Origin of the sequence: Diaminobutyricibacter sp. McL0608 (genome assembly GCF_039613825.1) — a bacterium.
Classification (GTDB): Bacteria; Actinomycetota; Actinomycetes; order Actinomycetales; family Microbacteriaceae; genus Diaminobutyricibacter.
Genome location: NZ_CP154826.1, coordinates 2,237,829 through 2,263,229, shown reverse-complemented (window position 1 = coordinate 2,263,229; position 25,401 = coordinate 2,237,829). Strand labels below are relative to the sequence as shown.

The following is a 25,401-nucleotide window of genomic DNA, read 5'->3' as shown; positions in this document are numbered from 1 at the left end:
CGGATGCTCCCCGGCTACATCATCCTTTCCGGGTGATCGCCGACAGGGGGCTGAGGACTAAATTGTCGCCATGAGCGACGAAAACGAACTCGACAAGCCGGCCAACGCCGTGATGTCCGACCTGGTTCACGGGCGCATCATGCACCTGCCCGTCAGTGTGGACAAGGCGATCGAAGACTTCCACGACGGCTCCCAGGAGTGGCGGCGGCTCTTCTCCGAACTCTTCGGCACCTTCTTCCTCGTGCTCGTCGCCGCCGGCGGCGGGATGATGGGCCAGGCGTTCCCGAACACGATCTCCCGGACCGACGCGGTCGTCGCCCCCGGCCTGATGGTGTTCGCGATCATCCTGTTCATGGGCAAGGTCTCCGGCGCGCACCTCAACCCTGCTGTGAGCATCGCGTTCGCGCTGCGCGGCGACTTCCCGTGGGCGCGCGTCCCCGGTTACATCATCGTGCAGTTGGCGGGCGCATCCCTTGCCGCCTGGTTCCTGACCGGTGTGCTGCCCGTCTCGGCGAAGTACGGCTCGAACTACCCGGCGAGCGGATACTCGGCCGGGATCGCGTTCGTCATGGAACTGGTGCTGACCTTCGGCCTCGTCAGCGTCATCCTCGGTACCGCCTCGGGCGCCCAGAACCTCGGCATCATCGGCGCGTTCGGTGTCGGCGCCTACATCGCCCTCGCCGGCCTGTGGGGCAGCCCCATCTCTGGCGCCTCGATGAACCCGGCCCGCACCTTCGGCCCCGACCTGCTCGCTGGTGACTTCGCGTCGTACTGGGTCTACGTGGTGGGGCCGATCGCTGGCGCGGTGGTCGCCGTCGGCGCGGCTTTCCTGCTGCGCGGCCAGGGCGGGGGCGCGTCCGGCTCAGGGGCCGCGCAGGGCGCATTGAACACAGAGGTCGCCAAGCCGGAGAACCCGTGAACCTGCGCACGCCGCTCACGAAGGCGCGGCACATCACCCGTATTGGATGATGCCATCGTCGGCCCGAGTTCTTAGCGTGGCAGGCATGACGACCGCCAACGAATCCCTCAAACACGGCGATGTGCCCCACGCTTTCACCGGAATCGGTGACCAGAACCAGCTCAACCCGATCTTCGCGCGCGCGGGCGAGTCGACAGATTTTCCGCTCAACGCCTTGCCGCCCGGTGAATCCCTGCCCGAGACCGCCTACCAGATCGTGCACGACGAAGCGATGCTCGACGGCAATTCGCGACTCAACCTCGCCACCTTCGTCGGCACCTGGATGGACTCGTTCGCGAACCGGATCTACGCCGAGTCGGCCGACAAGAACATGGTCGACAAGGACGAGTACCCCCAGACCGCCGCCATCGAGACCCGCTGCTGGAAGATGATGGCGGGTCTCTGGCACGCGCCGGACCCGGAGAACGCGATCGGCACTTCCACGATCGGGTCCTCAGAAGCGTGCATGCTCGCCGGTCTCGCACTGAAGCGCCGCTGGCAGCTCGCGCGCAAAGCCGACGGCAAACCGGCCGACAAGCCGAACCTCATCCTCTCGAGCGCTGTGCAGGTGTGCTGGGAGAAATTCTGCAACTACTGGGATGTCGAACCGCGCTACGTTCCGATCTCGCTCGAACACAAAGTCCTCGACGGTCACGACCTGGAGTCGTACGTCGACGAGAACACGATCGGCGTCGTCGCGATCATGGGCGTCACCTACACGGGCATGTACGAGCCGGTCGAGAAGATCGCCCAGGCGCTCGATCGCATCCAGCAGTCCACCGGGCTCGACATCCCCATCCACGTCGACGGTGCATCCGGCGGCATGATCGCTCCGTTCCTGCAGCCCGACCTCCTCTGGGACTTTCGGCTGGCCCGGGTCGCCTCCATCAGCACCTCCGCCCACAAGTACGGCCTCGTCTACCCGGGACTCGGCTGGGTCATCTGGCGTACCGTCGACGACCTGCCGAAGGAACTCGTCTTCGACGTCACCTACCTGGGCGGCCACATGCCGAGCTTCGCGCTCAACTTCTCGCGCCCGGGCGCGCAGGTGCTGCTGCAGTACTACCTGTTCCTCCGTCTTGGATTCGACGGGTACTACCGCGTGCAGAAGGCCTCGCAGGAGGTCGCCGTGTATCTCGCGAGCGAGATCGGCAGGATGCCCGCTTTCGAGCTCTGGAACGACGGCACCGACATTCCCGTCTTCGCCTGGCAGCTCGCAAAGGGCCACACCGACAAGTGGAATCTCTATCACCTGTCGGAACGCCTGCGCCTGAAGGGCTGGCTGATTCCCGCCTACCCGATGCCCGACGACCTGACCGACATCGTCGTCCAGCGCATCGTCGTGCGCAACGGGCTCAGCCGGAACCTGGCGGAAAGCCTCGTCATCGACATCGCCGAGGCAGCCGCCTACCTCGATGCACTCGAGTCGCCGATGCCGACGGAAGGACTGGTCTCGTCGTTCACCCACTGAGCGCCGGGGGCTGAATCGAAAGGATGCGTCATGGAGTCGACGATCGAAGTCTCATTGCACGATTTCGAAGCACGGGAGGCGCTCGGTCGCGCTGCCCGTGAGCGAACGCCGCGATCCGTCCAGTCCCTGTGGGAGCCCCCAGACGACCGCCTCGACCCGGTGTCGCTCCTCGCGGAGCAGGCCGAAAGCCGGGTGCCCGAGCTCGTGCCGATCCGGTACGGGCGCATGATGGTCTCCCCGTTCGCCTTCTACCGCGGTGCGGCACTGATCATGGCGTCCGACCTCTCCGGCACGCTCGACTCCGGGATGAGCACCCAGATCTGCGGTGACGCTCACCTCTCGAATTTCGGCCTGTTCGGCACCCCGGAGCGCACGCTGATCTTCGACCTCAACGACTTCGACGAGACGCTGCCCGGTCCGTGGGAATGGGACCTGAAACGGCTGGTCACGAGCTTCGAGATCGCATCCCGATACCGCGGCTTCTCGCCGATCGAGCGTCGGGAGATCGTCGTCGCCGCCGTGCGCGGCTACCGCAAGCAGATGCGCTATTCGGCGTCCATCCCGGTCCTGGCCGCGTGGTACGACCACATGGACGCCGACCAGATGCTCGACTGGGTGAAGCAGCAGCAGCGCGATGAGAAGGCCGGCGCCCAGCAGACGGAACGCACCGCCCAGATCATCGCGAAGGCGCGGACCAAGGACAGCATGGGTGCGTTCGAGAAACTCGTCGGCGTCGTCGACGGCGAGCTGCGCATCCTGCCGGATCCTCCCCTCATCGAACCAATCGAGAACATCGTCCCCGATGCCCTGGAGCGGCGACGGGATGAGGCCTTCATTTCGCGCATCATCGAGAACTACACGCAAACCCTGCTGTTCAAGCACCACCCGATCGAGGAGTACTCCTACGTGCACATGGCCAGGAAGGTGGTCGGCGTCGGAAGCGTCGGAACGCGCGCGTGGGTCGTCCTCCTCAAAGGCCGCAACAAGAAGGATTACCTGGTGTTGCAGGCGAAGGAGGCTCAGCCCTCCGTACTGGAGCGTTTCGTGGCGCCGAGCGAATACGAGACGCACGGCGAAAGGGTGGTGCGCGGACAGCGGCTGATGCAGTCGGCGAGCGACATCTTCCTCGGCTGGCAGAGGGTCGCCGGCTACGACGGACAGGAGCGTGACTTCTACATCCGTCAGCTGCACGACTGGAAAGGCTCCTTCGAGATCGAGAACAGCCGTCCGGTCGGCGTGAAGCTCTACGCCCAGGTCTGCGGCGAAACACTCGCCCGCGCCCATGCTCGCTCGGGCGACCGGGTGGCGATCGCGGCCTACATGGGCGGCAGCAGTCGCTTCGACGAGATCATCGCCGATTTCGCCGAGGCGTACGCCGACCAGAACGAGCAGGACTACGAAGCGTTCCTCGAAGCGATCGCCTCCGGCCGTCTCGAGGCCCAGCCGGGCCTCTGACCGCGCACGTCTTCGCCGAGCACAGGAGAAAGCGGCTCATGAACGAGACATAAGCCGCTTTTTCCTGTGCTCGCGACCGCAGGCTAGGCGTCGGTCGGCGTGGGCTCGGTCTGCGACGGGTGCTTCTTCGCGTCGCGCCGGTCCTTGCGGTCGTGCTTGGCTTCGGCCTCCTCCGCCTTCTGGAGGTCGCGCGTCTCGGTCGTCGGCCCGAGTGCCGGACGCCACCAGTGCGCCGCGGGGTTCGAGTCGATGAGGATCGCCTTGCCGAGCAGGGTCAGCGGGATGGCCAGGATCGCGCCGATCGGACCGATCACCACCGCCCAGAACAGGACGGAGAAGAACGTGATGGTCTGGCTGAGCGAGACGGCGTGCCCGACGACGCGAGGCTGGATGATCGACTGCACCACCGCGTTGATGACGCCGTAGACGATGATGACTGCGATGACGGTCGGCCACCCGCCGACGAGGAAACCGAAGACGAGCGGCGGGATCAGCGCGAAGAAGTAGCCGATGTTAGGAATGAAGCTGCAGAGGAAGGCCAGGAGGCCCCAGAGCAGTGCGGCCGGCACGTGCAGGATGTAGAGGGCGATCGCGTTCAGCGTGCCCTGTACGACACCGAGAACCGTCGTCACCACCATGTAGCGGCGCACATTCGACGCATAGTCGGTGAAAGAGGTCACCAGGTCGGGGTTGCGCGTACCCAGCTGGTGGAGGATCGTCCGCGCGTACGCAGCGTCCGCTGCCATCAGGATCATCATGGTCAGGATGATCACGAGTGCCCCCGTGATGCTGACCACACTGCCCAGCGCACTCGAGATGATGTGTCCGAGATTGCTCGGCGTGAGTCCCTTCTCGACCGCCTGCACCTGGTCGGGGCCGACCCCGATGCTGGTCAGCCATGCCCCGATGCTTGCGCCGATCTGCTCGAACTGCTTCGAATAGCTGGGCAGCATGGCCACGAACTGGGCTGTGGCCAGGATGAGCGTGTAGGTGAAGCCGGCGAGCAGTCCGAAGACGACGAGGATGACGGATCCAGTCGCGAGTCCACCGGGCACTCCGCGTTTCAGCAATCCGGTCCGAACCGGGTTGGCGCAGATCGTCAGGATGAGGGTGAGCAGCACAGGCGCGAGGATGCCTTTGATCGAGCTGATGCCGATCGCGGTCAGCGTCGCGGCGCCGAGGGCGACGAGGATGTTCGTGCCCCTGGGAAAACCTGGAGTGCCGCTCATGGGCCTTACGCTAGGGTTCGACGCAGTCGGGTACATCATCCCAACGGGGTGATGTGGACGAGCACGGTGTGCGCACTATCTTTCACGGAGGGGCGCCCGCGCGCTATCCGGAAAGTGGGGCGGGGAACGATGCTGGCAGCTGTGGGGCATGTGCTGCCGCTCGCGGTCGCATTCGCACTCAGCTCCATCCCGATCATGGCGACCATCCTCATCCTGCTCTCCAAGAACCGGAACCGGTCCTCCATCCCGTTCCTGATCGGCTGGATCCTCGGGATAGCACTCGTGCTCGTCGTTCTGACCTGGATCGCACAGGCCGTGCCGGGCACAGTGCCGAGGCAGTCGCAGGTGGCCCTCGGAAGCGCCCTCATCGTGATCGGGGTCGCGCTCATAGCGCTCTCCGTCTTCAACTGGACGCGGGGGCGGCGCAACCCGGCGTCGGGCGTGCCCCGGTGGCTGGAGGCAGTGAGCTCGTTCGGGCCCTGGTCGTCTCTCGGCTTCGCGCTGCTGCTCAATGTGCGCCCGAAGGCGATCCTGCTGAGTGCGGCGGCCGGTCTCTCGCTTCGGGGCGACGGACTTTCGCCGGGCGAAGTGGCGGTGGTCGTCCTGATCTACACGCTGGTCGCGGCATCGACCGTCGCCATTCCGATCATCGCGCGACTGGTGGCGCCGCGTCGCACAGAGATCCCTCTGGTGAATGCGCGCAAATGGCTCGAGGCCAACAACAGGATCGTCTCGGCGCTGATCCTCGTGCTCGTCGGCTTCGTCGTCATCGCGGACGGCCTGACCCGGCTCTGATCGGATGCGCGTGACGGCACCGACCGGATGCGCGGGGCGGCGCAGCGCCTACGAGACGGGCCGCAGCTCGGCCTCGTCGGCGATCGCGGCGAGCGCCGACTGCCGGTGGCGAAAGGTCGTGCCCAGGATGAGCCCGTACGCAGCCGTCGCGGTCCAGGTGCCGTCATGCTCGACCAGGTGGCCGACGAGGTAGCGTGAGTGTCCGCCGAGCACCTGCCGGTCGGCGATGGGCAGCGTCAGCGGAAAGGCGTACACGTCCCCGGCCGGGCTGACAGTGAGCTCCCAGCGCGCGCGGCCGGGGTTCGTCTTACTGGTGAAGATGCGAGACATGGTCTTACGGTCTTAGCCGATCGGGGTGCTTCGGCGCGAGGCATGTGACCCAGTGTTTCGCCCCGCGGGCCCCCTCGCCGCTCGCGTGGCTAGAGGATGCGCTCGAAGCAGAGCGATTCGGTGATCGCGAGATACGGCTCGTACACCGGGATGCGCGTGAAGCCGAGCCCCTCGTACAGCCGTACCGCTTCCGGCTGGCGGTTGCCGGTCTGCAGGATCAGCCGGCGCCCGCCGCGGCTCGCCACGTCGTCCTCGACGGCCGCGATCAGCGCGCGGCTCAACCCACGTCCTCGGAAGTCGGGTAGCGTCACAAGGCGTTTCAGCTCCCACTCGCCGCGGAGCGACCGCAGGGCGGCGTGGGCGACCGGTGTGTCGCCATCGAGCACGAGGTAGGTGACGATGATGTCACCCGGGTCGATCGCGAACGCTGCGGCCACCTCGGCGGCGCGCTCGGTATCCGCGATCTCGGCGAGGTCGGCGTAGCGCGGCGAGATCTCCTCGTCCATGGCCGCACGCAGTGCGACCGCGCGTTCATCGTGCCAGTCGACACGCACGATGGTCGCCTCCGTCGCCGGCCGCTCGGCGCGCTCGATCGTCGTCTCGGTCATGGGGTCTCCGTTCGGGGCGGGCGGCACGATCATGAGAACCGTGCGAGTGCGAAGTCGGGGTGCGCCGGCGTTCCGCGCAGCGCGAGGTCGGCGAGGATGCGGCCGACTGAGGGAGTGAACTTGAAGCCGTGGCCGCTGAATCCTGCCCCGACGACGATAGGCCCGACGCGGTCGAGAACGAAATCCGAGTCCGGTGTCGTGGTGTACGTGCAGCTGATCTCCGTGAAACTGTCAGGGTTGGCGCCGGGGAGCCATTCGCGAACGTACCGTCTCAGCAGCTCGAGCTGGCGCGGCTCGGAACGGAAGGTCCGCGCATCCGGGTCGGTGACAGGACCGACACCGTGCCAGCCCGCTTTGACACCATGCCCGGGTGTGAGCATCCCATAGATCTGCGATGGCCACCACTCGTCGCCGCCTGACGGCCAGTGATTGAAACCGGGCCATACCGCGCCCGGATCGGTGACGGCGAAATGGGCCGGTTGTTCCTGTGTGACGACCAGTCGGGGGAGCGGCACCGTGCCACCGAGGAGCTTCGACGTCCAGGCGCCGACGGTCACCACCGCGCGCCTCGCCTCGATGGTCTCGCCATCCGTGGTCACGCGCACCCGGTCGTCGCCGATCACGTCGACCCGCGTCGCCCTGACCTCATGGCGCACGTCGGCGCCGCGAGCGGATGCTGCCTGCTGGAGAGCGGATACGGCTGCGTCGGCGTTCAGCCGGCCGGCCTCCGGCGTGTACAGCACCTCGGACTCGAAACGGATGCCCGCCCAGCGCGTGCGGGCCTCTGCCGCGGGCAACACCTCGCCGGGGATCCCGACGGCGTGCAGCGCGTCGCGTGTGCCTGCGAGCGAGCCGCCGCCGAGATTGACGATGCCGACGAGGTCCAGCAGGTGCGCATCCGTCTCGGCTTCGAGGTCCCACCAGAGCGGGAGCGCCTCGACCAGCATCTCCAGGTAGGCACGCCGGTCGTACGAGACATTGAAGTTGCGCGATGCGCCGTGGGAGGCGCCGTTCGTGTGCCCGGGCGAGAACCGCTCGAGCAGTACCACGTCGTGACCGCGCCGGGCCAGCTGCCAGGCGGTCGCCGAACCCATGGCGCCCCCGCCGACGACGACCACTTCAGCGGTGCGGGTCATACGGCGTTCCGTGTCGTCCTGTGCACATGTTTTCCATCCTCGCAGGGCGACCGGCGACAATGGTGTGAGGAGCTGCGACGGAGGGGAATGGATGCGCTGGTTCAGACGCCGACGCACGCCTGCGACGCCCGTCATGCGCCCGTTCAATGAGTCGGAGCTCGAGTCCCCGGTGCCGTCGACACTCGATCACGCGCTCGAAGAAGGCCTGATGATCGCGGAGTATTCGGCGCGCATGTCGGTCAAGAACCGGATCGTCGTCGACGCCATCCGCACCGAGTCCGGTTTCGACACCGCACGCTACCTTCCGGTCGCCGCCGCAGCGCTTCGCGAGCTCGCCGACGAATCGGATGCGGGCGGTGCGCGCATCGCCGAGGAACGCGAGTTGGCTCTCGCCCTCGACGGCCAGGGCGAGCACATCCACGACTATCGGGCGATCGACAACGTCAACCTGCGCCGCCGGGAGCGGGTCGCCGAAGAGCTGGCGAACGCGTTGCGACGCCGGGCCGACGACGAGGACGCTCTCGCCGAGCTCATCGAGACGGCCAGGAAGGACGCCTGGGTCGAGATCGGTTCGGCGATCGAAGCCTCGCTCGATGCGTTCTCGGGCGTTGAGGCGACCAAGGAGGACTACGAGAGGGAGCGGCCGGCGCGGCTCAACCTGTTCATCCGGCGCGACCTGGCCCGGCTGGAGGAGGAGCACAGCGGGTACGGCGGCTTCTGAGCGGGCTCTCGTAGGCTGGACGGACCATGACCGTCTTCGCCGCCATCGTGCTCTTCGTCAACGCCCTCTTCAACGTCATCGCCTGGCCGCGCTTCTACAAGCGCGTCGCGGCCGACCCACGGGTACGGGATGCGGGCGGCCGGCCGACGCGGTTCCTGCGGGTGCACGCGGTTCTGCTCTGGATCGCTCTGCTGATCGCGCTGGCCTCCCTCGTCGCCGGAGTGCTGCTGCTCGTCGCCTAGGCTGCGCGCGGGGTGTGCTGTCTCGCGCACGTCTTCTGTCCGAGCGCGCGCGTACGTACGAGTGCGCTCGATCCGAACGAGTGCGATTGGCGGAAGCGCGTATGGCCCGCGGGAGCCCCCCTCGCTCAGCGTCCGTCCGGCCGCAGGTCGTCGAACCCCACCTCGACGCCGAAGTGCTTGCGGGCGGCCAGCCGAGCCGCGTACCACCCGTTCATCCCCTGGACCGACGGCCCGGGCGGGGTCGACGCCGAGCACAGGTACAGTCCGTCGACCGGCGTCTCCCACGGCGTCGGCGAGAGCACCGGCCGGTCGACCAGCCGGTAGACGCTCATCGCGCCGCCCATGATCTCGCCGCCCACGTCGTTCGGGTTGTTGGCTTCGACGTCGCGCGCCGTCATCGTCGAGCTGGCCAGGATGGTGTCGCGGAATCCGGGGGCGACGCGTTCGACCTGGCGCGTGATCGCCTCCGTCGGGTCGTAGATCGACCCGGCCGGCACGTGCACGTACGCCCACAGGGTGTGCTTTCCGGCGGGCGCCCGCGTGTCGTCGAGGATGCTCGGCTGCGTGACCAGCACGAACGGGGATGACGGGATGCGCCCGTGCAGTACCTCGCGTTCCGAGCGGGCGATGGCCCCCCGCGAGCCACCGAGGTGCACGGTGGGCGCGAGCGCGACATCCGGATTCGTCCACGGAACCGGTTCGGACAGGGCGAAGTCGACTTTCGCGACACCGGGGCCGCGGGGGAAGCGTCGCAGCGCCCGCTGGTAGCCGGCGGGCAGGCGGTCGCCGGCGAAACCCGCGAGGAACTCGGGCGACGTGTCGAGAAGGGTGACGCGCGACGGTTCGAGGTCGGCGGGGCTGCCCACGTCGGTGTCGAGCACGATGCGTCCGCCGTGGGCGCGCAGGTCGTCGGCCAGCGCATCCGCGATCGCCTGCGAACCTCCGACCGGGAACCCCCAGCCGGCCGCGTGGGCGTGGGCTCCGAGCAGCAGTCCGGTGCCGGCGGCGGCGAGTGACGGCTGCGCCACGATCGCATGGGCGGATACGCCGCTCAGCATCGCGGGCGCGATCCGCTCCCTGAACCGTTCGTTCCAGGCGGGCGTCCCCTGTTCGAGCACGCGCAACCCGAACACGAGTGCGTCGAACGGATGCGGCGGGATGCGCAAAAGCTGCGATCCGGTGAAGTCGGTGACCGACGCGATGCGGTCCACCAGCGGGCCGAACAGGGAGCGCCAGGCGTTCCCGTCGCGGCCGAGGTCTTCGACGGTGCGGTCGAGGTCGTGCCAGGCGATCCCCGCGACACCGCGGTCGAGGGGATGCGCATAGGAGGCCGACGGGATGACGAACGGCACGCGCTCGGTCAGGCCGAACGCACGGAAGAACGGCGAGGCGAGCGCGGCCGGGTGCACGGCCGAGCAGACGTCGTGGCGGAAGCCGGGCAGGGTCAGCTCGGCGGTGCGCATCCCGCCTCCGACGGTCGGCGCGCGCTCCACGAGCACGACCTCGAGGCCCGCCCGGGCGAGCGTGACGGCTGCTGCCAGGCCGTTCGGCCCGCTGCCGACGACGGTCGCGTCGATCATCGCCCGTACCCGCGGCGGGCCTGCGTGGACCGCGAGATCGGGGGGACGAGTATCCCAGCCTCTTCGCGCATCCACCACACTCCTTCATCCCGCCGTTCGCGCCGTGTTGCGAAACGGTACAGGTACAGTCTGGCCCGGACCCAGTTCGGCGGCGTTCCCCCGAACGGGTCGACGCGCAGCAGTTTCAAGGTTCGACTGTCGGCTTCGAGCAGTCGAGTGAGGAACGCCAGGAACCAGCGCGTGTCGCGCGAACCGAGCGCGAGGAACCACATGAGCCAGTCGAGACGCAGGTGATACGGGGCGAATTGTCGCGGGATCCTGCGCGGGTCGCCCGGTTTGCCCTTGAACTCGTAAGCCAGCCAGTCCGCCGTAGCGATCGGCTGGTCGGCGCTCGTCCCCTCGACGACGACCTCGTAGCGTTCCTTGGTGACGCTGCCGAACGCGCCGTACGCGTTGACGAGATGCCAGCGGTTGAAACTGGCGTTCATCAGCTGATGGCGCGACAGCAGATTGGCGGCCGGCCACCAGCTGAGCGCGATCAGCAGTGCGGATGCGGTGAGCGCGAGGAACGCGAACCAGGGCGGCATCGCATCCGAGGGCCCGGTCACCGGGATGACCGGCAGCACGGCGTGCGCCACCGGATTACTGATCGCCGAGAACGCCAGGACGATCGTGATCACGTTCAGCCACGCGAAGTTGCCGGTGAACACGAGCCAGAGCTGGGTGAGGATCACGATCGCCGCAGCGATGGAGGCGACCGGCTGCGGCGCGAACAGGAAGAACGGCACGATCAGCTGGGCGAAATGGTTGCCGAGCACTTCGAACCGGTGGAACCACTTCGGCAGCAGGTGCGCGTACCGGCTGACCGGATTGGGCATCGGCTGCGTCTCGTGGTGATAGTAGAGCGCGGTCAGGTCCCGCCATGACCGGTCGCCGCGCATCTTGATCATCCCGGCGCCGAACTCGAGGCGGAAGACCAGCCAGCGCACCAGCACGATCATCGTGATCGGCGGGGCTTCCTGGCTTCCGCCGAGGAACGCGACCGTGAACCCGGCCTCGAGCAGCAGGCTCTCCCAGCCGAAGGCGTAGAAGGTCTGGCCGATGTTCACGATCGACAGGTAGGCGAGCCAGATCAGCAGGAACAGGATGAGCGGGACCCAGCCGGGTGCGAGCTGGGGGATGCCCAGCACCAGCAGTGCGGAGACCGCGGCGCCCGACCACGCGACGGTGAGGAGCAGGCCGTCGGAGTACCGCCAGCGGAAGAGCGTGGGCTGGCGGCGGGCGTAGCTCGTCTTCAGGAACTCGGGCGCCGGAAGGAGTCCGCGAACGCCGAGGAGCGCCGGGAACTGGTTGACCGCGGAGACGAACGCGACCAGATAGATCGCCGCAGTTCCGCGCTGGAGCACCTCACGTGCCAACCAGTAGTCGCTCGCAGCCAGCCAGTCCATCGCCTCACCCCGTGGCCCGGCTCCACCGTACGCCGTCGGGCGCGCACGGTCGAGAGTGGGATTGGTTGCCAAAAGATCGCCCGGCGGCGCGATTGGTTGCCAATATATTGGCAACCAATGATGGCGGCTCAGGCGGCGGCGGTGATGTGCGCGGCCAGGCTGATCGGCCGGTGGTCGGAGGCACCGGCCGGCAGAACGTCGACCCGGTCGATGCTGAACCCCGTCGACGTGACGAAGTCGAAGTAGCCCGTGAAGAACTTGTAGCGCGCATACGTCGGCTCGGTGCTGCGCATGAGCTCATAACCCGAGGTCGTCAGCCGACGCTCGAGCCCGCGGATGAACCACGGGTAGTTGAAGTCGCCGACCATCACCGCGGGCAGGTCGGCCGCGAGTGACCGCATGCCTTCGTGGGCGGCTGCGATCTGCTTGCGCCGCAGCGAATTGGATGCGGTCAGCGGCGCCGCGTGGAACGACCCGACCAGCACATCCTGACCCGTTGCGCGATCCACGAGGTGGGCGGCGAGCAGGCGTTCGTGGGCCGGCGCGAGCACCCGGTCGTGCATCGACTTGTGCACTGCGAACACTTTCGTCGAGCGGATGTCGTAGCGTTCCGCGCTCGTGTAGATGGCGAGCCCGAGTCGGTTCGTCTTGGTGGAGCCGGCCAGCACGAGGTGCCCGAGCCGGTCGGGCAGCGCCTCGCTGTCGGCCTCCTGGAGGCACAGCACATCGACGTCGTGTTCGTCCGCGAGATCGGCGAGTTCACCGCCGGCGGCATGTTTGCGCAGGTTGTAGCTGATGATCCTCATGACCGTGCCAGCCTACGGCCCCTGTGCTGACATTTCATGGGACTGCCCGGATGCGCGGTGCGAACCGTTCTCTCGTGAACCCCCAGCGGGTACGGTTGTCGCATGGCGAGCGAAGCTGTTGTCCTCACGGTGAACGGTCCTCATGGCGATCGCGAGGTGCGCATCTCGAGCCCGAGCCGCGTGCTCTGGCCCGACCTCGGTTTCACCAAACTCGATCTCGCGAACTACCTCATCGCTGTCGGCGACGCGTTCGTCACCGCGAACGGCGACCGGCCGCTTTCGCTCCAGCGGTTCCCGGAGGGCATCGACGGCGAGCAGTTCTTCTCCAAGAATCCGCCGAAGGGCGCACCAGACTACGTGCGCTCGGTGATGGTGATCTACCCGAGCGCCCGGTCGCATCCGCAGCTCATCATCGACGAACCGGCGGCGGCGGTGTGGGCAGTGCAGATGAACACGATCGTCTTCCATCCGTGGCCGTCCAGGGCTGAGGATTCGGACAACCCCGACCAGCTGCGCATCGACCTGGACCCGCAGCCGGGCACGGATTTCGACGACGCGATCCCTGCCGCCATCGAATTGCGGAAGGTCCTCGCAGAGGCGGGGCTCGACGCGTTCATCAAGACCTCGGGCAACCGCGGCCTGCATGTCTTCGCCCCCGTCGAGCCCGTCCGTGAGTTCCTGGATGTGCGTCACGCAGTCATCGCGGCCGCGCGTGAGCTCGAACGGCGGATGCCCGAGAAGGTGACGACCGCGTGGTGGAAGGAAGAACGCGGTGAGCGCATCTTCGTGGACTTCAACCAGGCGAACCGTGACCGGACGATCGCCGGCGCTTACAGCCCGCGAGCCCTCGCGCACGCCCCGGTCTCGACCCCGATCAGCTGGGAGGAGCTCGAGACCACGGATCCGAAGACGTTCACCGTGCTCACCGTGCCGGAGCGCCTGAAGACCGTCGGCGACCCGTGGGCCGATTTCAGCGCGAAGCCCGGCTCCATCGACCAGCTGCTGGGATGGTGGGCCCGCGACCTCGAGAACGGTCTCGGCGAGCTTCCGTTCCCGCCCGACTATCCCAAGATGCCCGGCGAGCCACCGCGTGTGCAGCCGAGCCGGGCACGCAAGGAAGCGTGAGGGCCCGATGGCACACGCATCAGAGACTGTGACCGTGAACCGGCCGATCGCTGACGTGTTCGCGTTTCTGGCGGACGGCCTGAACGAGCAGAAATGGCGGCCCGACGTCGTCTCCATCACGCTCGTCGCGGACACCGGGCCCGGCGTCGGGACCACGTATGCGCAGACGATGAAAGGACCGGGCGGCCGCGCGATCAAGGGCGACTACCGCATCACCCGCTACGAGTCTCCGACGCGAATCGACTTCGAGACGATCGCCGGTCCCGCCCGCCCGGTCGGCTCGTTCGTGCTGCGGGAGATCGTGCCGGGGACCACCGAGGTCACGTTCACGATCGATGTCACACCCACGGGGGCGATGGTCCTGGTGAAGGGGATGATCGCCAAGCAGGTCGGGATCGAGGCCGCGAACATCCACAACGTGCCGAAGGCGATGGGCGCCTGACATGCACATTCCGAAGCCTGCTGAGGAGACGAAGGCGCTGTTCCGTTCCGTCGTGCCGGACGCGCCGGATGTCGAGGTGAAGCCCATGTTCGGCAACCTCGGTGCGTTCGTGCACGGCAACATGTTCGCGGGGTTGTACGGCGACATGATCGGCGTGAAGGTGCTTGATGACGCGACCCGCGACGAACTCGCCGGAGTCGAGGGGACTGGGCCGTTCGGGCCGCCTGAGCGGCCTATGGGCGGCTATGTCGCGTTGCCGACGGAGTGGTGGGACTCGCCGGAGTTGATCACGCCGTGGATCGAGCGTGCGTTGGCCGCTGTCTCCGAGCTGCCGCCCAAGCTCCCGAAGCCGCGCGCCAAGACCTGAGGGGCTTCGGTCCTGCGTCCGTGCGGCCGTTGTTGTGGCCGCGCTTTTCGCATGCTCGATGGCGGCTTGCTCAGAACCCGGTCCTTCCCCGTCGCAGCCTGAAGCGGGGAGTTCTCACGCGCCGGCCGTACAGCCGTCGCCGACCCCGACCCCGACCGTCGACGAGGCCGACCCGTCGTCGTGGGTAATCGGTTTCGATGGTGTCGGACCGGTCAAAGTCGGCGGTGACATCACTGCCGAAGCCGCCGAACTGACATCGTTCACGGACAAGTCCGACCTGGCCGCGTGTCCTGTGCGGTTCCTGGACGGACCGGAGGGCCCTGACCTGGCGCTCGCCCCCGATTCTGGTGGACTGGTCGCGCGCATCCTGGTGATGGGCGCGCTCTGGGGACCGCATGCGGCCGCGGCGGCGGCCCAGAACTCGCCGAAGATCGATGCGGGCATCGGAGCCGACGCGTCGCTTGCCCAGCTGATGGCTGCCTCCCGGGCATCGAGAAGAAAGCGGCGGCCTCCAACGAGGACGAGTACGCGATATCCAACGGCGCCGGCAGGTGGATCGCGTTCTCCGACCTGACCGACACCGGCATGGTCGGTTCGATCCGGGTCGGCGACAGTTCTGGCGCTGCGAAGGAGTACTGCGACTGACCAGGTCGTGCACCCGAAAGGGGGGTGACCGCACGGTCTGCGCGTTTCTGCGTTCATGCATAATTGCGGGAGAGCAGCGGATGTTCGTCCGCGCCATGGGTGGAATGCGTGGGGAAATGCGCGAAAGAACAACGGTGTCGACTGATCGGATCACACGACGGAAGAACGGGATGCGGAAGCTCATCGCAGCAGTTTCCGTCACTGCCCTGACCGGCCTTGCACTGGCAGCCGCGGCACCTGCATCTGCGACCGACTCGTATCACGGGCCGGCCTTCCGCGCCGGCAATAATCCGGGAGACGTGGCATTCACGCCGGACGGCGGTAAAGCCGTCGTCGTGACCGCAGATCCGAACACGTACTTCGGTGCAATCACCACGTATGACACCGCAACGCATGCCGTGCTGTGGTCGACCACCGTCGACGGACCGGGAGCCAACGGCGTCGCGATCAGTCCGGACGGAACCCAGGCGTATGCGACATTCATGGGCGACACATCGACCGTGGGTGGCGGGCTCACCGTTGTCGACCTGGCACACAATGTCAAACTCGGCACGATCGTCGGGCCTCACCGTATCTGGGACGACGCCTTCGCGCCCAACGGGTCGAAGGTCTACGCCGTCGAGCCCCAATTCGGAACCCCGCAAGGCTCCGTGGCCGTCGTGGACCCGGCGACGCGCTCCATTCTCACTCACATCTCGGTGGGTGAGGCCCCGCTCGATGTCATCTTCAGTCCTGACAGCTCGCACGCCTATGTCGTCAACGACGGCGACGGCACGAACGCGGGCACGCTCTCGGTCATCGACGTCGCAGCCAGCGCCGTGACGGCCACGATTCCCCTGGGAGTTCTGCCGTCGGGCGTCGCGATCACGCCCGACGGTTCCACGCTGTTCGTGACGAACAGCGGAGACGGAACGCACAGCGGCACCGTGTCGGTCGTGTCGACCGCGACGAACGCTGTCACCGCGACGATCTCCAATGTCGGTGTCAATCCGAATCACATCAGCATGTCTCCGGACGGCACCCAGGCCTGGGTCCTCGACTACCCTGGCACGGGCGTCGCTGTCATCGATGTCGCAACCAAAGCCGTCGTGAATCGGTACGCAGTGACTGGCGGCGGCCCGTGGTCGCTGGGCCTCACCCCGGACAGCAAGCAGGCCTGGGTCGCCATCGACGGCAACGACTCGAATCACGCGGGCACGATCGCGGTCTTCGACGTGAAGTCGGCCCGCTGGAACCCGACGGTCTCCCGCGTTTCGGGAACCGACCGGTACCAGACGTCCGTCCAGGTGGCGCAGAAGGCCTTCCCGACGATCGCGCCCGTCGTGTTCGTGGCGACGGGCCTGGGCTTCGCGGATGCGCTCGCCGCGGCCGCTCCTGCGGCGAAACTCGACGGCCCGCTTCTGCTGACGGACCCGTCGAAGCTCCCCGCCGGCACCAAGGCGGAGATCCAGAATCTGCATCCGTCGACGATCTACATCGTCGGAGGCCCGGGAGCCATCTCGGCGGCGGTCGAGAACCAGCTGCGTCCGCTCGCCTCGAACGTCATCAGACTGGCCGGCGTCGACCGGTTCGACACGGCCCGCCAGGTCATCGACGTGGCCTTCCACCACGCCATGCAGAAGGTGTATGTCGCGACCGGAATGAACTTCCCGGATGCGCTGTCCGCGTCTGCTGCAGCGGGCGCTGCCGGTATCCCGGTGCTCCTCGTGAACGGAACGAAGCCGACGCTCGATTCGGCGACGACGGACTTCCTGACCGCGAACGGAGCGAACGCCTTCACGGTCATCGGCGGCCCGAACGTCGTCTCCGCCGGCATCGCGACCCAGCTCGGCGCATCCGGACCGGTCACGCGCATCTACGGCGCCGACCGTTACACCACGTCGCAGCTGATCAACGCCGACGCGTTCACCTCGGGGACGAAGGCTTACTTCGCGACAGGGACCTCGTTCGCGGACGCGCTCTCCGGCGCCGTGCTCGCGGCTGTGACAGGTTCGCCGCTCTACGTCGTCAACCCGACCTGCGTGCCGGATGTGTCGGAGACCGACCTCGCCGGCCGTGGCGTCACGGGCATCACCCTGATCGGCGGCACGGGAGCGCTGAGCAACGCCGTCGCAGCCATGCACAACTGCTGACGGATCCGGGGAGTCGTCGTCAAACGGCTCCCCGGCCGACTGGTCCGGATCACTCCCTTGAATGGGGGGTGAACCGCCCCGTTCACATTCAACTGCGCTCATGCATAATTGCGTCAGAGCAGCGGACACCGTTCGCGCCATGGGTGAAATGCGTGGGGAAATGCGCGAACGAACCAGCCTGCCAAAAGACGGATCAGCGCGACCAACCGGTCGCGCGAGCGGGCCTGTCGCAGTTCTCTTCGTTGTTGCACTCGCGCTCGTGGGACTGGCGGTCTCGGCCCCCGCATCCGCCACCGACTCCTACAGGGCCGACAGGTTCCACGTCTGGAACAACCCGCGAGGCGTAGCCTTCACACCGGACGGCTCGACGGCGGTCATCGTCAATGACGATCCGCTTTACAAGTACGGCACCCTCACGAAGTACGACGCCGCCACGCATGTGTGGAAGTGGCGGGTCGACCTCGATGGGGTGGGGGCGAACGGAGTCGCCATCAGCCCGGACGGAACCCAGGCTTACGCGACCTACCAGAGCGGTCCATTCAACTCGGGTGGGCTGACTGTCGTCGACCTCGTGAACTACAAAAAACTCGACACGATAACGGGGACCGACCCGCTCTGGAATGTCGCCTTCACCCCGGATGGATCCAAGGTCTACGCAACCGAGCCACAACTGGGCACCCCCAACGGCAGCGTGGTCGTCGTCGATCCGGCCACACGCACCGTTCTCACCTACATCACGGTGTGCCGGGCCCCCTCCGATCTCGTGTTCAGCCCTGACAGCTCGCGCGCCTACGTCCTGTGCACCGGAAATGGCACGGGCACCGGCGCGATTTCGGTCATCGATGTCGCTACGAGTGCGGTGACCGCCACGATCCCTCTCGGAATCTCGCCGAAGGGAATCGCCATCACTCCCGACGGGTCCGCCCTGTTCGCGACGAACTTCGGGGACGGAACCCTCTCCGGTTCGGTGTCGGTGGTGTCGACCGCAACGAACACGGTCACCTCGACCATCTCCCACGTCGGGGTCGGTCCGGCTGCCATCAGGATCTCCCCGGATGGCGCGCAAGCCTGGGTTCTCAACACCAACGGCGCGAACGTCGCAGTGATCGATGTCGCCACGGAGACGGTCGTCGAACGTTTCCCGCTGAGTGTGGGTGGCATGGCGAATATCGCCTTCACTCCGGATGGCGAACGAGCATGGGTCGACATCGACGGCTTCACCAACCCATATCCAGGAATGGTTGCTTCCTTCGACGTGAAATCGGCTCGCTGGAACCCGACGGTCAGCCGCGTCTCGGGAGCCGATCGTTACCTCACCTCGGTCGAGGTGGCGAAGACGGCGTTCCCGACCGTCGCGCCCGTTGTCTTCGTAGCGACCGGCACGGGCTTCGCGGATGCACTGGCCGCCGCGGCGCCGGCTGCGCAACTCGGCGGCCCCCTTCTCCTCACGGATCCCGACAGTCTCCCTGCCAGCGTCCAGGCGGAGATCCAGAGTCTGCAACCGTCGACGATCTACATCGTCGGTGGAACGGGTGCCATCTCGACGACGGTCGAACAGCAGCTTCATTCTTTGGCTCCGACGGTCACACGATTGGCGGGCAGCGATCGGTTCGAGACCGCCCGCAAGGTGATCGACGTGGCCTTCCCGAGCTTCACGAAGGTGTACGTCGCGACCGGAAAGGACTTCCCGGATGCACTGTCGGCGTCCGCTGCGGGAGGCGCCGCGGGCATCCCGGTGCTTCTCGTGAACGGAACCGATCCATCCCTCGACCAGGCGACGACGGCATTCCTCACCACTCACGGCGCGAACGCGTTCACCGTGCTCGGCGGCCCGACTGTCGTCTCAGGCGGTATTACGAACCAGCTGGGTGACTTCGGGCGGGTGACGCGCATCTACGGCAGTGACCGCTACGCCACGTCCCAGCTGATCAACGCCGACGCGTTCACGGCGGGCACCGGTGCCTACTTCGCAACCGGCACGCAATTCGCGGATGCGCTTTCGGGTGCTGTCCTCGCAGCGGTCAACGATTCGCCGCTCTACGTCGTTCAGCCCGGCTGTGTGCCGGAGGGGTCGATGCACGACCTCGCAAGCCGTGGCGTCTCGCGTGCCACCCTCATCGGCGGCACCGGAGCGCTAAACAACGCGGTCGCCGCAATGTACAACTGCTGAACTGGGCTCAGCTGATGACCTGGCTGAGGTCGTAGGCGATCGGGCGGTCGAGCTGCTCGAACGTGCAGGAGCGCGCCTCGCGATCGGGGCGCCAGCGGTCGAACTGCGCCGTGTGACGGAAGCGCATCCCCTCCATCTGGTCGTACCGCACCTCGACGACGCGTTCTGGTCGAAGTCGTACGAACGACACGTCCTTGCCCGACGAGAAGCGGCTGCGCTCGCCTTCGCCCTTGACGATCTCGCCGTCCGCATCCCGTTCGACCAACGGGTCGAGTTCGTCGATCAGTTCCAGGCGCCGCGCGTCGCTGAAGGCCGACGCGCCGCCGACACTGCGTAACTGGCCGTCGCTGTCGTAGAGACCGAGCAGCAGTGAACCGACGCCGCGCCCGCTCGAGTGGATGCGGTATCCGATCACGACGACATCCGCCGTCCGGTGGTGCTTGATCTTCAGCATGACCCGCTTGTTCGGCGCGTAGGCCGACGACAGCGGCTTGGCCACGACTCCGTCGAGCCCGGCACCCTCGAACTCGACCAGCCAGCGGCGGGCGAGGTCCACATCCGTCGTCGTGCGGGTCAGGTGCAGCGGATGCGGCAGCGGACCGATCAGGCGCTCCAGCTCCGCGCGGCGCTCACCGAACGGCACGCCCGTGAGGTTCCTGTCGCCCTCTGCGAGCAGGTCGAAGGCGACGAACATCGCGGGCGTCTCGACCGCCAGCTTCTGCACGCGGCTGGCGGCGGGGTGGATGCGCTGCGACAGCGCCTCCCAGTCGAGCCGTTCGCTGCCCGCTGCGCCGGTGGGCACCACGATCTCGCCGTCGAGCACGCAGGGACCCGGCAGGAGCCGGGCGAACGCCTCCGTCAGCTCGGGGAAATAGCGTGTGAGCATCTTGGAGCCGCGGCTGCCGATCTCGACGGTGTCCCCGTCGTAATAGACGATCGCGCGGAAGCCGTCCCATTTCGGTTCGAAGCTGAGGCCGCCGGCGACGCTGTCCTGTTCAGGGACGGCGTCGACCGCCTTCGCGAGCATCGGAGCGACGGGAGACGATACCGAGGGTTCCATGGCTCGATCTTGCCGCAGCCGGGTCGCCCGCGCCAGCGGTGGGGCGCCCGGCGGCCGAAACGCTAGGGCAGGCTCTCGCAGGCGATCCCGTCGTGGTCGGAGTCGAGGTGCGCCACGTCGCCGTAGTACGGGAAGTACTTGTTGAACCACGCCTGAGCCGCGGCATGCGTCGCGAAGTCCGTGCAGTTCTTCGTGTCGCCGGGGTTGCCAGGCTTCGTCGGGGGTGCCGGCGGCTTCGGAGGAGCAGGCGGCGGAGGAGTCGCGCAGGTCGTGAAGTTGGCGACGCCCGCACTGAGCGTGCCCGTGCCGCCCAGGAGTACACGCTTCGTCGTGCCGAGCGCCGTCAGGTCCGTCTTGATGAAATCGGGTACGCAGGTGCCGGGCACGACGTACAGTGCGTCGTGGTCACGGCCTGCGAGGGCTGCCCCGGCCAGGGCGTCCGCGAACCCGGTTCCGGCGGCGAGGTAGACGGTCGCCGAGCTGGTGAAGGTGGCCCGGTTGATCGCGCTCGCGGTGTGGTAGCGGTCAGCACCGGCCAGTCTCACGACGTTCGCTGAGCCCAGGCGGGACCGAAGCTGATTCTCGATGCCGGTCGAGACGACGCCTGTCCCGCCGGCGATCGACACGGTGGCGACCCCGAGTGTCGTCATCAGATCCAGCGTGGGCTGGTCGATCGCTCCGGCGGCGCCGTCGACGAGCAGCACAGGCTCGCCCTGCGCTCCGGCAGCGGCCGATGCGCCCAGAGCATCAGGGAAGTTCCGGCCGGTGGCCACGAACACGGCTGCGGAACCACCGGGGAACGCTGCGGTATTGACCGCGATCGATGTCGCGTAACGGCTCGCGCCGGCGTCGCGACGGATGTGCGGGGCCAGCATGCTCAGTTCGGTGAACACCGCATCCGACACGCTGCCCGGTCCGCCCGCGACGACGATCGTGTCGGGAGCGAGCCGCTGCAACTCGGTGCGGACGACGGCGGGCAGTGAGCCGGGGGCGGTGAGAAGGAGCGGTCCGCCCTGCTTGGCGGCAGCCGGTGCCGCACTGAGCGCATCCGGGAAGTTCGCGCCCGACGCGATGTACGCGACAGGCACGCCGGTGGGGTACTGACCCGAGACGGCGACCGCGGTCGCATAGCGGTCCGCGCCGGCGAGACGTCCCACGCCTGCGTTCACGGTGGTGCCCGCCTTCGCCGGGACAGCGACGACGGTGTCGCCGCAGGTGCCCGACAGGATGCCGGAGAGGGTCGCCTGCTCGGCAGTGTCGATGGTGAGGTTCCAGCGGTACTTCACGAGCACCCAGTCGGTGGCGTACTCACACGCCACGCCCGGGAGAGGGGGCATCCACTGGGCCGGATCGCGATCGCCCTTCGACTGGTTGACATTGTCGGTGACCGCCTGGAGAGCGACGGGGAGGGCGAGGTCGTTCGCGTAGGCACGGCGCTGATCGGGAGTCCACGAACTGGCGCCCGACGCCCACGCCTCGCCGAGCGGCACCAGGTGGTCGATGTCGACGTCCGATGGGTTGGTCCAGCTCGCGCCGTCGTACCAGGAGGTCCAGGTTCCACCTGTCAGCGAACATCCGCTGGCCTTGGTCACGGGTGTCGTCGAGTCGCGGATCAGCACCTCTTTGCGCGTGTCGCAGCCGTTGGCGTCGGCGTCGATCCAGTGCACGAACAGGGTGCGGTCGTAGCCGGTCGGGTCTGCGGGGGCGACCGTGAGCTGGGCGAGCACGGTGGCAGCCGATGCACTCCCATTCAGGTCGGCCGCCGTTGCGGGCGTGACAGAGGTGAACAGGGACGCCACGAGCAGGGGCGCGGCGAAAAGAGCCAGGGGCAAGCGCATGAAAGCCAATCGGGACAGGCAAATACAAGTAATCAGTTCGGGTGGGGGATCGGTCAGGCGTCGCGCTCGGCGAGAACCGCGATGTCCTTCGCGCCCCGGTCGTCGCGGGAGGCGTCCTCCAGCGCTTCGTGCACCACGGACACCGTGGGGAGCGGCGACCGGCTGCTGGCGATCATCAGGCGTGTGTCCTTGAGGAGCAGGTCGACCGAGAACTGGGTGTCGTCGAACGAGCGATCGCGGATGACATCGCCCTTGAACGCCGCGAGGGGCGCGAGCGTCGTCAGTGCGAGCGTGGAGAGTACGTCCTCGGTGCTCAGGCCGTTCGAGTGGCCGAGCCGGAGCGCCTCGACGACGCCCTCCATCGAGACCGCGAGCGCGAGATTGGCGATCAGCTTGCCGGTCGCTGCCTTCGGTGCGCTGTCCACCATCCGCAGTTTGTCGGGGTCGGACCAGACCGACACGATCCCCGCAGCCTCTTTCGCTGCATCCGCTTCGCCGCCGACGAGCACAGCCAGCCGCCCGGCCCGGGCAGGCGCGAGCGAGCCGATCACGGGGGAGTGCACGTAGCGCACATCGGCGTCAGACGCCCAGGCCGCGAAGGCGGCGGCGTCGCCGGGCGCGACCGTGGTGACATCGATCCACAGAGCCGAGGACGCGAACGGGAGGCCGGCGTTCACGACGACCTCGCGTACGGTGTCGGGTCCGAACAGTGCGGTGACGACGACCTCCGCGTCGGCCACCGCCGCCGCAGCGCTCTGGGCGACCGTGGCGCCGCGCGCGCCGATCTCCTCAGCTGCCGGAGCGCTGCGATTCCAGACCGTCACCTCGTGCCCGGCGTCGATCAGGTGGACGACGAGCTCGCGGCCCATCCGCCCCAGCCCGATGAATGAGATTCTCATGATCAGCCTCCCGGACCCATTCCACGCCCGATCGCCCCCGTGTACAAGCGCGCTCCGTGCCTCACCCTCCTCGGCAGCAGGCGTCAGGGGACGAGAACGACCTTGCCCGAGACGGCGCCGGACTCGAGGTCGCGGTGGGCGGCGACGACCTCGTCGAGCGGGTAGACGCGTGCCACCTCGACCTGGAATTCGCCGCGCTCCAGCAGCCCGACCACCACGTCGATCGCTTCGGCGCGCAACGCCTGCTCCCCGGGCGTCAGCGGCACGGGGCTTCCCCCGGCCCACGCGCGGATCCCCAGATCGGCGGCCTTGGCTCCGACGACGATGGTCCCGATGCGCGAGCGGTCTGGCACGAGTTCGAAGGACGCGTCGAGCGCTTCGTCGGTTCCTGCTGCGTCGAGCACGACATCCACCCCACCGGGCGCGAGCGTGCGCACGCGCCCGACGAGTCCCGGACCATAGGTCGTCGGGATCGCGCCGAGGTCGCGCATCCGTACCTGGCTCGCCTCGCTTCCTGTGGCGATGACCATCGCGCCCCACGCCGTCGCGAACTGGATGGCCGCCGTCCCCACCGCTCCCGAGCCGGCGTGGAGGAGAAGAGTGGTGCCGGGTCCGACCCCCAGCGACTTCAGCACCTGGTAGGCCGTGCTCACCGGAACTCCGATCGCTGCTGCCTGCTCCCACGAGACGGAATCCGGCTTGCGCACCAGCTGGCCGGGGGATGCGACGACATGTGTCGCGTACGCACCGCGCGCGCCCCGCACGATCACGTCATCGCCAACCGCCCATCCGTCGACCGCCGAACCGGTCGCCGCGACGATGCCTGCCGCATCCGAGCCGATCCGCCGCGGTCCGGTGGCAGCGGTGGCGCGCCGGCCGGAGCGCTGCTTCAGATCGACCGGGTTGATGCCGACCGCCTTCACTTCGACGAGGACCTCGTCGTCGCCCGGGATGGGGGTCGGCACTTCGACGATCTGAAGTTCCTCCGGCCCGCCCACCTTTTCGTACTGCACAACTCGCGCCATGAACTCGCTCCGTTTCTGTCTGGGTTTCGTCTCCATCTGACAACCTCGAGACCCCTTCGGATAGTCCGAATCGCTGCCAGAGCCCCGAAACGCGCCACGACGCGCGCGCTGCTTCCCCCTTTTCGGGGGCTACGTGACCCACACTGGGTGCATGCGCATCCATGTCCCCGAGGGCGTGCCGGCGGTGGTGAGTGAAGCCATCGAGGCCGCGAACGCCCACGACACCGAGCGGTTCCTCGACGCCTTCGCCGCATCGGGCACCGTCGACGACTGGGGGCGGGTGTTCACCGGACGGGACGAGATCCGTGACTGGAGCGACCGCGAGTTCATCGGACTGCACGTCACGCTCGACGACCTGGTGTTCGTGGAGATCCCCGACGGGGTCGCCGTCCGGGCACGCGTGGGCGGCAGCGGGTTCAACGGTCCGTCGACGTTCACGTTCCTGGTCGCCTCCGACGCCATCACGCGGATGACCATCACGGCCTGAGAGCGCCGGTCGCGTCGACTAGGCGATGAGGATGGCGGGCACCGTCAGACTGACAGCCCACCCGGCGAGGACGAGCACGAGCGCGGCCGCGCCGACGAGTACCGGGTCGCGCCTGCGACGGTAGAGCGCGAACGAGATCAGGTCTGCAGCAACGGTGCCGAGGAACGGCACGAACCAGGCCAGTGCGAGGGTCAGCTGGACCCCACTCGCGACGCTCTCCGGTTCGCGGACGTCGACGCCTGGAGCGAGAAGCCAGCCGACGATGCAGAGAGCGGCGAGGGGTACGAGCAGGATCGAAGCGACCGTGAGGAGGAGGATCGTCGGGAGCGGATTCGGTGCCTCGGTACGTATGGACCAGAGGGATGCGCGCGTAGTCATGGCGTGACTCGGGGTCGGTTGCCGGTCGCCATCGATCCAGCCTTTCAGCAACCG

At 67.6% G+C, this 25,401-nt stretch carries 25 protein-coding genes; 13 read left to right on the top strand and 12 right to left on the bottom strand.

Annotated elements, in window-relative coordinates; all coding sequences use genetic code 11:
- Positions 1 to 70 precede the first annotated feature (70 nt).
- The 3 genes from AAYO93_RS10725 to AAYO93_RS10715 all read left to right on the top strand — a co-directional run bounded on the left by AAYO93_RS10725 (position 71) and on the right by AAYO93_RS10715 (position 3,884).
- A complete protein-coding gene (locus tag AAYO93_RS10725) occupies positions 71 to 919 on the top strand; it encodes an MIP/aquaporin family protein (RefSeq protein WP_345761174.1) in 849 nt (282 codons plus the stop codon).
- Between the two features lie 85 nt (positions 920 to 1,004).
- The gene (locus tag AAYO93_RS10720) at positions 1,005 to 2,429 is read left to right on the top strand and encodes a glutamate decarboxylase (RefSeq protein ID WP_345761173.1); all 1,425 of its coding nucleotides are present in this window, start codon (positions 1,005 to 1,007) and stop codon (positions 2,427 to 2,429) included.
- A 30-nt stretch (positions 2,430 to 2,459) separates the two neighbouring features.
- Positions 2,460 to 3,884 carry a DUF2252 domain-containing protein gene (locus tag AAYO93_RS10715; RefSeq protein WP_345761172.1) on the top strand — a complete coding sequence of 475 codons (1,425 nt, stop codon included), beginning with the start codon at positions 2,460 to 2,462 and terminating at the stop codon, positions 3,882 to 3,884.
- An 83-nt stretch (positions 3,885 to 3,967) separates the two neighbouring features.
- Here AAYO93_RS10715 and AAYO93_RS10710 read toward each other — a convergent pair whose 3' ends face one another.
- Complete coding sequence (locus AAYO93_RS10710; RefSeq protein ID WP_345761171.1) at positions 3,968 to 5,113, bottom strand: AI-2E family transporter; 1,146 nt, start codon at positions 5,111 to 5,113, stop codon at positions 3,968 to 3,970.
- Positions 5,114 to 5,242: 129 nt separating this feature from the next.
- On the opposite strand from AAYO93_RS10710, the gene AAYO93_RS10705 reads away from it, so the two are divergent.
- A complete protein-coding gene (locus AAYO93_RS10705) occupies positions 5,243 to 5,908 on the top strand; it encodes a GAP family protein (protein ID WP_345761170.1) in 666 nt (221 codons plus the stop codon).
- A gap of 48 nt (positions 5,909 to 5,956) precedes the next feature.
- On the opposite strand, the gene AAYO93_RS10700 is transcribed toward AAYO93_RS10705, so the two are convergent.
- The 3 genes from AAYO93_RS10700 to AAYO93_RS10690 all read right to left on the bottom strand — a co-directional run bounded on the left by AAYO93_RS10700 (position 5,957) and on the right by AAYO93_RS10690 (position 7,982).
- Positions 5,957 to 6,238 (bottom strand): hypothetical protein, encoded by a 282-nt coding sequence (locus tag AAYO93_RS10700; RefSeq protein WP_345761169.1) that lies wholly within the window; start codon positions 6,236 to 6,238, stop codon positions 5,957 to 5,959.
- Between the two features lie 89 nt (positions 6,239 to 6,327).
- The gene (locus AAYO93_RS10695; RefSeq protein ID WP_345761168.1) at positions 6,328 to 6,846 is read right to left on the bottom strand and encodes a GNAT family N-acetyltransferase; all 519 of its coding nucleotides are present in this window, start codon (positions 6,844 to 6,846) and stop codon (positions 6,328 to 6,330) included.
- Between the two features lie 29 nt (positions 6,847 to 6,875).
- The gene (locus AAYO93_RS10690; protein ID WP_345761167.1) at positions 6,876 to 7,982 is read right to left on the bottom strand and encodes an FAD-dependent oxidoreductase; all 1,107 of its coding nucleotides are present in this window, start codon (positions 7,980 to 7,982) and stop codon (positions 6,876 to 6,878) included.
- A 91-nt stretch (positions 7,983 to 8,073) separates the two neighbouring features.
- On the opposite strand from AAYO93_RS10690, the gene AAYO93_RS10685 reads away from it, so the two are divergent.
- Positions 8,074 to 8,703, top strand: coding sequence for a hypothetical protein (locus AAYO93_RS10685; protein ID WP_345761166.1), 630 nt, complete (start codon positions 8,074 to 8,076; stop codon positions 8,701 to 8,703).
- Between the two features lie 26 nt (positions 8,704 to 8,729).
- Entirely contained in the window at positions 8,730 to 8,945 is a 216-nt protein-coding gene (locus AAYO93_RS10680; RefSeq protein ID WP_345761165.1) for an SCO4848 family membrane protein, read from the top strand.
- A gap of 125 nt (positions 8,946 to 9,070) precedes the next feature.
- Here AAYO93_RS10680 and AAYO93_RS10675 read toward each other — a convergent pair whose 3' ends face one another.
- The 3 genes from AAYO93_RS10675 to AAYO93_RS10665 all read right to left on the bottom strand — a co-directional run bounded on the left by AAYO93_RS10675 (position 9,071) and on the right by AAYO93_RS10665 (position 12,779).
- The gene (locus AAYO93_RS10675; RefSeq protein ID WP_345761164.1) at positions 9,071 to 10,525 is read right to left on the bottom strand and encodes a phytoene desaturase family protein; all 1,455 of its coding nucleotides are present in this window, start codon (positions 10,523 to 10,525) and stop codon (positions 9,071 to 9,073) included.
- A complete protein-coding gene (locus AAYO93_RS10670) occupies positions 10,522 to 11,973 on the bottom strand; it encodes a lipase maturation factor family protein (RefSeq protein ID WP_345764864.1) in 1,452 nt (483 codons plus the stop codon). Before AAYO93_RS10670 ends, AAYO93_RS10675 begins: the two co-directional genes overlap by 4 nt.
- A gap of 128 nt (positions 11,974 to 12,101) precedes the next feature.
- Positions 12,102 to 12,779 (bottom strand): endonuclease/exonuclease/phosphatase family protein, encoded by a 678-nt coding sequence (locus tag AAYO93_RS10665; protein WP_345761163.1) that lies wholly within the window; start codon positions 12,777 to 12,779, stop codon positions 12,102 to 12,104.
- Positions 12,780 to 12,881: 102 nt separating this feature from the next.
- Here AAYO93_RS10665 and ligD point away from each other — a divergent pair, with 102 nt between their 5' ends.
- From ligD to AAYO93_RS10635, 6 genes are all read left to right on the top strand, one after another.
- A complete protein-coding gene (gene ligD / locus AAYO93_RS10660; protein WP_345761162.1) occupies positions 12,882 to 13,904 on the top strand; it encodes a non-homologous end-joining DNA ligase in 1,023 nt (340 codons plus the stop codon).
- A 34-nt stretch (positions 13,905 to 13,938) separates the two neighbouring features.
- On the top strand, positions 13,939 to 14,346 hold the full coding sequence (locus AAYO93_RS10655) for an SRPBCC family protein (RefSeq protein WP_345761161.1): 408 nt from the start codon (positions 13,939 to 13,941) through the stop codon (positions 14,344 to 14,346).
- Position 14,347: 1 nt separating this feature from the next.
- Positions 14,348 to 14,713, top strand: a complete 366-nt coding sequence (locus AAYO93_RS10650; RefSeq protein WP_345761160.1) for a TfoX/Sxy family protein — start codon at positions 14,348 to 14,350, stop codon at positions 14,711 to 14,713.
- Positions 14,714 to 14,771: 58 nt separating this feature from the next.
- Positions 14,772 to 15,287, top strand: a complete 516-nt coding sequence (locus AAYO93_RS10645; protein WP_345761159.1) for a hypothetical protein — start codon at positions 14,772 to 14,774, stop codon at positions 15,285 to 15,287.
- Positions 15,288 to 15,528: 241 nt separating this feature from the next.
- The gene (locus AAYO93_RS10640) at positions 15,529 to 17,490 is read left to right on the top strand and encodes a cell wall-binding repeat-containing protein (RefSeq protein WP_345761158.1); all 1,962 of its coding nucleotides are present in this window, start codon (positions 15,529 to 15,531) and stop codon (positions 17,488 to 17,490) included.
- 160 nt (positions 17,491 to 17,650) lie between these two features.
- Positions 17,651 to 19,660, top strand: coding sequence for a cell wall-binding repeat-containing protein (locus tag AAYO93_RS10635; RefSeq protein ID WP_345761157.1), 2,010 nt, complete (start codon positions 17,651 to 17,653; stop codon positions 19,658 to 19,660).
- A gap of 7 nt (positions 19,661 to 19,667) precedes the next feature.
- Here AAYO93_RS10635 and AAYO93_RS10630 read toward each other — a convergent pair whose 3' ends face one another.
- The 4 genes from AAYO93_RS10630 to AAYO93_RS10615 form a co-directional block, all read right to left on the bottom strand.
- The gene (locus AAYO93_RS10630) at positions 19,668 to 20,720 is read right to left on the bottom strand and encodes an ATP-dependent DNA ligase (RefSeq protein ID WP_345761156.1); all 1,053 of its coding nucleotides are present in this window, start codon (positions 20,718 to 20,720) and stop codon (positions 19,668 to 19,670) included.
- Between the two features lie 62 nt (positions 20,721 to 20,782).
- The gene (locus tag AAYO93_RS10625) at positions 20,783 to 22,558 is read right to left on the bottom strand and encodes a cell wall-binding repeat-containing protein (RefSeq protein ID WP_345761155.1); all 1,776 of its coding nucleotides are present in this window, start codon (positions 22,556 to 22,558) and stop codon (positions 20,783 to 20,785) included.
- Between the two features lie 53 nt (positions 22,559 to 22,611).
- Positions 22,612 to 23,457 (bottom strand): NAD(P)-dependent oxidoreductase, encoded by an 846-nt coding sequence (locus AAYO93_RS10620; protein WP_345761154.1) that lies wholly within the window; start codon positions 23,455 to 23,457, stop codon positions 22,612 to 22,614.
- A gap of 83 nt (positions 23,458 to 23,540) precedes the next feature.
- Positions 23,541 to 24,482, bottom strand: coding sequence for a quinone oxidoreductase family protein (locus AAYO93_RS10615; RefSeq protein ID WP_345761153.1), 942 nt, complete (start codon positions 24,480 to 24,482; stop codon positions 23,541 to 23,543).
- A gap of 151 nt (positions 24,483 to 24,633) precedes the next feature.
- On the opposite strand from AAYO93_RS10615, the gene AAYO93_RS10610 reads away from it, so the two are divergent.
- Complete coding sequence (locus tag AAYO93_RS10610; protein WP_345761152.1) at positions 24,634 to 24,969, top strand: nuclear transport factor 2 family protein; 336 nt, start codon at positions 24,634 to 24,636, stop codon at positions 24,967 to 24,969.
- 18 nt (positions 24,970 to 24,987) lie between these two features.
- Here the strand turns inward: AAYO93_RS10610 and AAYO93_RS10605 are convergent, their stop codons facing one another.
- Positions 24,988 to 25,347: a hypothetical protein gene (locus tag AAYO93_RS10605; protein WP_345761151.1), complete on the bottom strand. Its 360-nt coding sequence runs from the start codon at positions 25,345 to 25,347 to the stop codon at positions 24,988 to 24,990.
- Positions 25,348 to 25,401: the final 54 nt, after the last annotated feature.

Bases quoted from the DNA above. Each gene is read 5' to 3' on its own strand.
- AAYO93_RS10725 (WP_345761174.1), top strand. From the start codon at position 71: ATGAGCGACGAAAACGAACTCGACAAGCCGGCCAACGCCGTGATGTCC.
- AAYO93_RS10720 (WP_345761173.1), top strand. From the start codon at position 1,005: ATGACGACCGCCAACGAATCCCTCAAACACGGCGATGTGCCCCACGCT.
- AAYO93_RS10715 (WP_345761172.1), top strand. From the start codon at position 2,460: ATGGAGTCGACGATCGAAGTCTCATTGCACGATTTCGAAGCACGGGAG.
- AAYO93_RS10710 (WP_345761171.1), bottom strand. From the start codon at position 5,113: ATGAGCGGCACTCCAGGTTTTCCCAGGGGCACGAACATCCTCGTCGCC.
- AAYO93_RS10705 (WP_345761170.1), top strand. From the start codon at position 5,243: ATGCTGGCAGCTGTGGGGCATGTGCTGCCGCTCGCGGTCGCATTCGCA.
- AAYO93_RS10700 (WP_345761169.1), bottom strand. From the start codon at position 6,238: ATGTCTCGCATCTTCACCAGTAAGACGAACCCCGGCCGCGCGCGCTGG.
- AAYO93_RS10695 (WP_345761168.1), bottom strand. From the start codon at position 6,846: ATGACCGAGACGACGATCGAGCGCGCCGAGCGGCCGGCGACGGAGGCG.
- AAYO93_RS10690 (WP_345761167.1), bottom strand. From the start codon at position 7,982: ATGACCCGCACCGCTGAAGTGGTCGTCGTCGGCGGGGGCGCCATGGGT.
- AAYO93_RS10685 (WP_345761166.1), top strand. From the start codon at position 8,074: ATGCGCTGGTTCAGACGCCGACGCACGCCTGCGACGCCCGTCATGCGC.
- AAYO93_RS10680 (WP_345761165.1), top strand. From the start codon at position 8,730: ATGACCGTCTTCGCCGCCATCGTGCTCTTCGTCAACGCCCTCTTCAAC.
- AAYO93_RS10675 (WP_345761164.1), bottom strand. From the start codon at position 10,525: ATGATCGACGCGACCGTCGTCGGCAGCGGGCCGAACGGCCTGGCAGCA.
- AAYO93_RS10670 (WP_345764864.1), bottom strand. From the start codon at position 11,973: ATGGACTGGCTGGCTGCGAGCGACTACTGGTTGGCACGTGAGGTGCTC.
- AAYO93_RS10665 (WP_345761163.1), bottom strand. From the start codon at position 12,779: ATGAGGATCATCAGCTACAACCTGCGCAAACATGCCGCCGGCGGTGAA.
- ligD (WP_345761162.1), top strand. From the start codon at position 12,882: ATGGCGAGCGAAGCTGTTGTCCTCACGGTGAACGGTCCTCATGGCGAT.
- AAYO93_RS10650 (WP_345761160.1), top strand. From the start codon at position 14,348: ATGCACATTCCGAAGCCTGCTGAGGAGACGAAGGCGCTGTTCCGTTCC.
- AAYO93_RS10645 (WP_345761159.1), top strand. From the start codon at position 14,772: ATGGCGGCTTGCTCAGAACCCGGTCCTTCCCCGTCGCAGCCTGAAGCG.
- AAYO93_RS10640 (WP_345761158.1), top strand. From the start codon at position 15,529: ATGCGGAAGCTCATCGCAGCAGTTTCCGTCACTGCCCTGACCGGCCTT.
- AAYO93_RS10635 (WP_345761157.1), top strand. From the start codon at position 17,651: ATGCGCGAACGAACCAGCCTGCCAAAAGACGGATCAGCGCGACCAACC.
- AAYO93_RS10630 (WP_345761156.1), bottom strand. From the start codon at position 20,720: ATGGAACCCTCGGTATCGTCTCCCGTCGCTCCGATGCTCGCGAAGGCG.
- AAYO93_RS10625 (WP_345761155.1), bottom strand. From the start codon at position 22,558: ATGCGCTTGCCCCTGGCTCTTTTCGCCGCGCCCCTGCTCGTGGCGTCC.
- AAYO93_RS10620 (WP_345761154.1), bottom strand. From the start codon at position 23,457: ATGAGAATCTCATTCATCGGGCTGGGGCGGATGGGCCGCGAGCTCGTC.
- AAYO93_RS10615 (WP_345761153.1), bottom strand. From the start codon at position 24,482: ATGGCGCGAGTTGTGCAGTACGAAAAGGTGGGCGGGCCGGAGGAACTT.
- AAYO93_RS10610 (WP_345761152.1), top strand. From the start codon at position 24,634: ATGCGCATCCATGTCCCCGAGGGCGTGCCGGCGGTGGTGAGTGAAGCC.
- AAYO93_RS10605 (WP_345761151.1), bottom strand. From the start codon at position 25,347: ATGACTACGCGCGCATCCCTCTGGTCCATACGTACCGAGGCACCGAAT.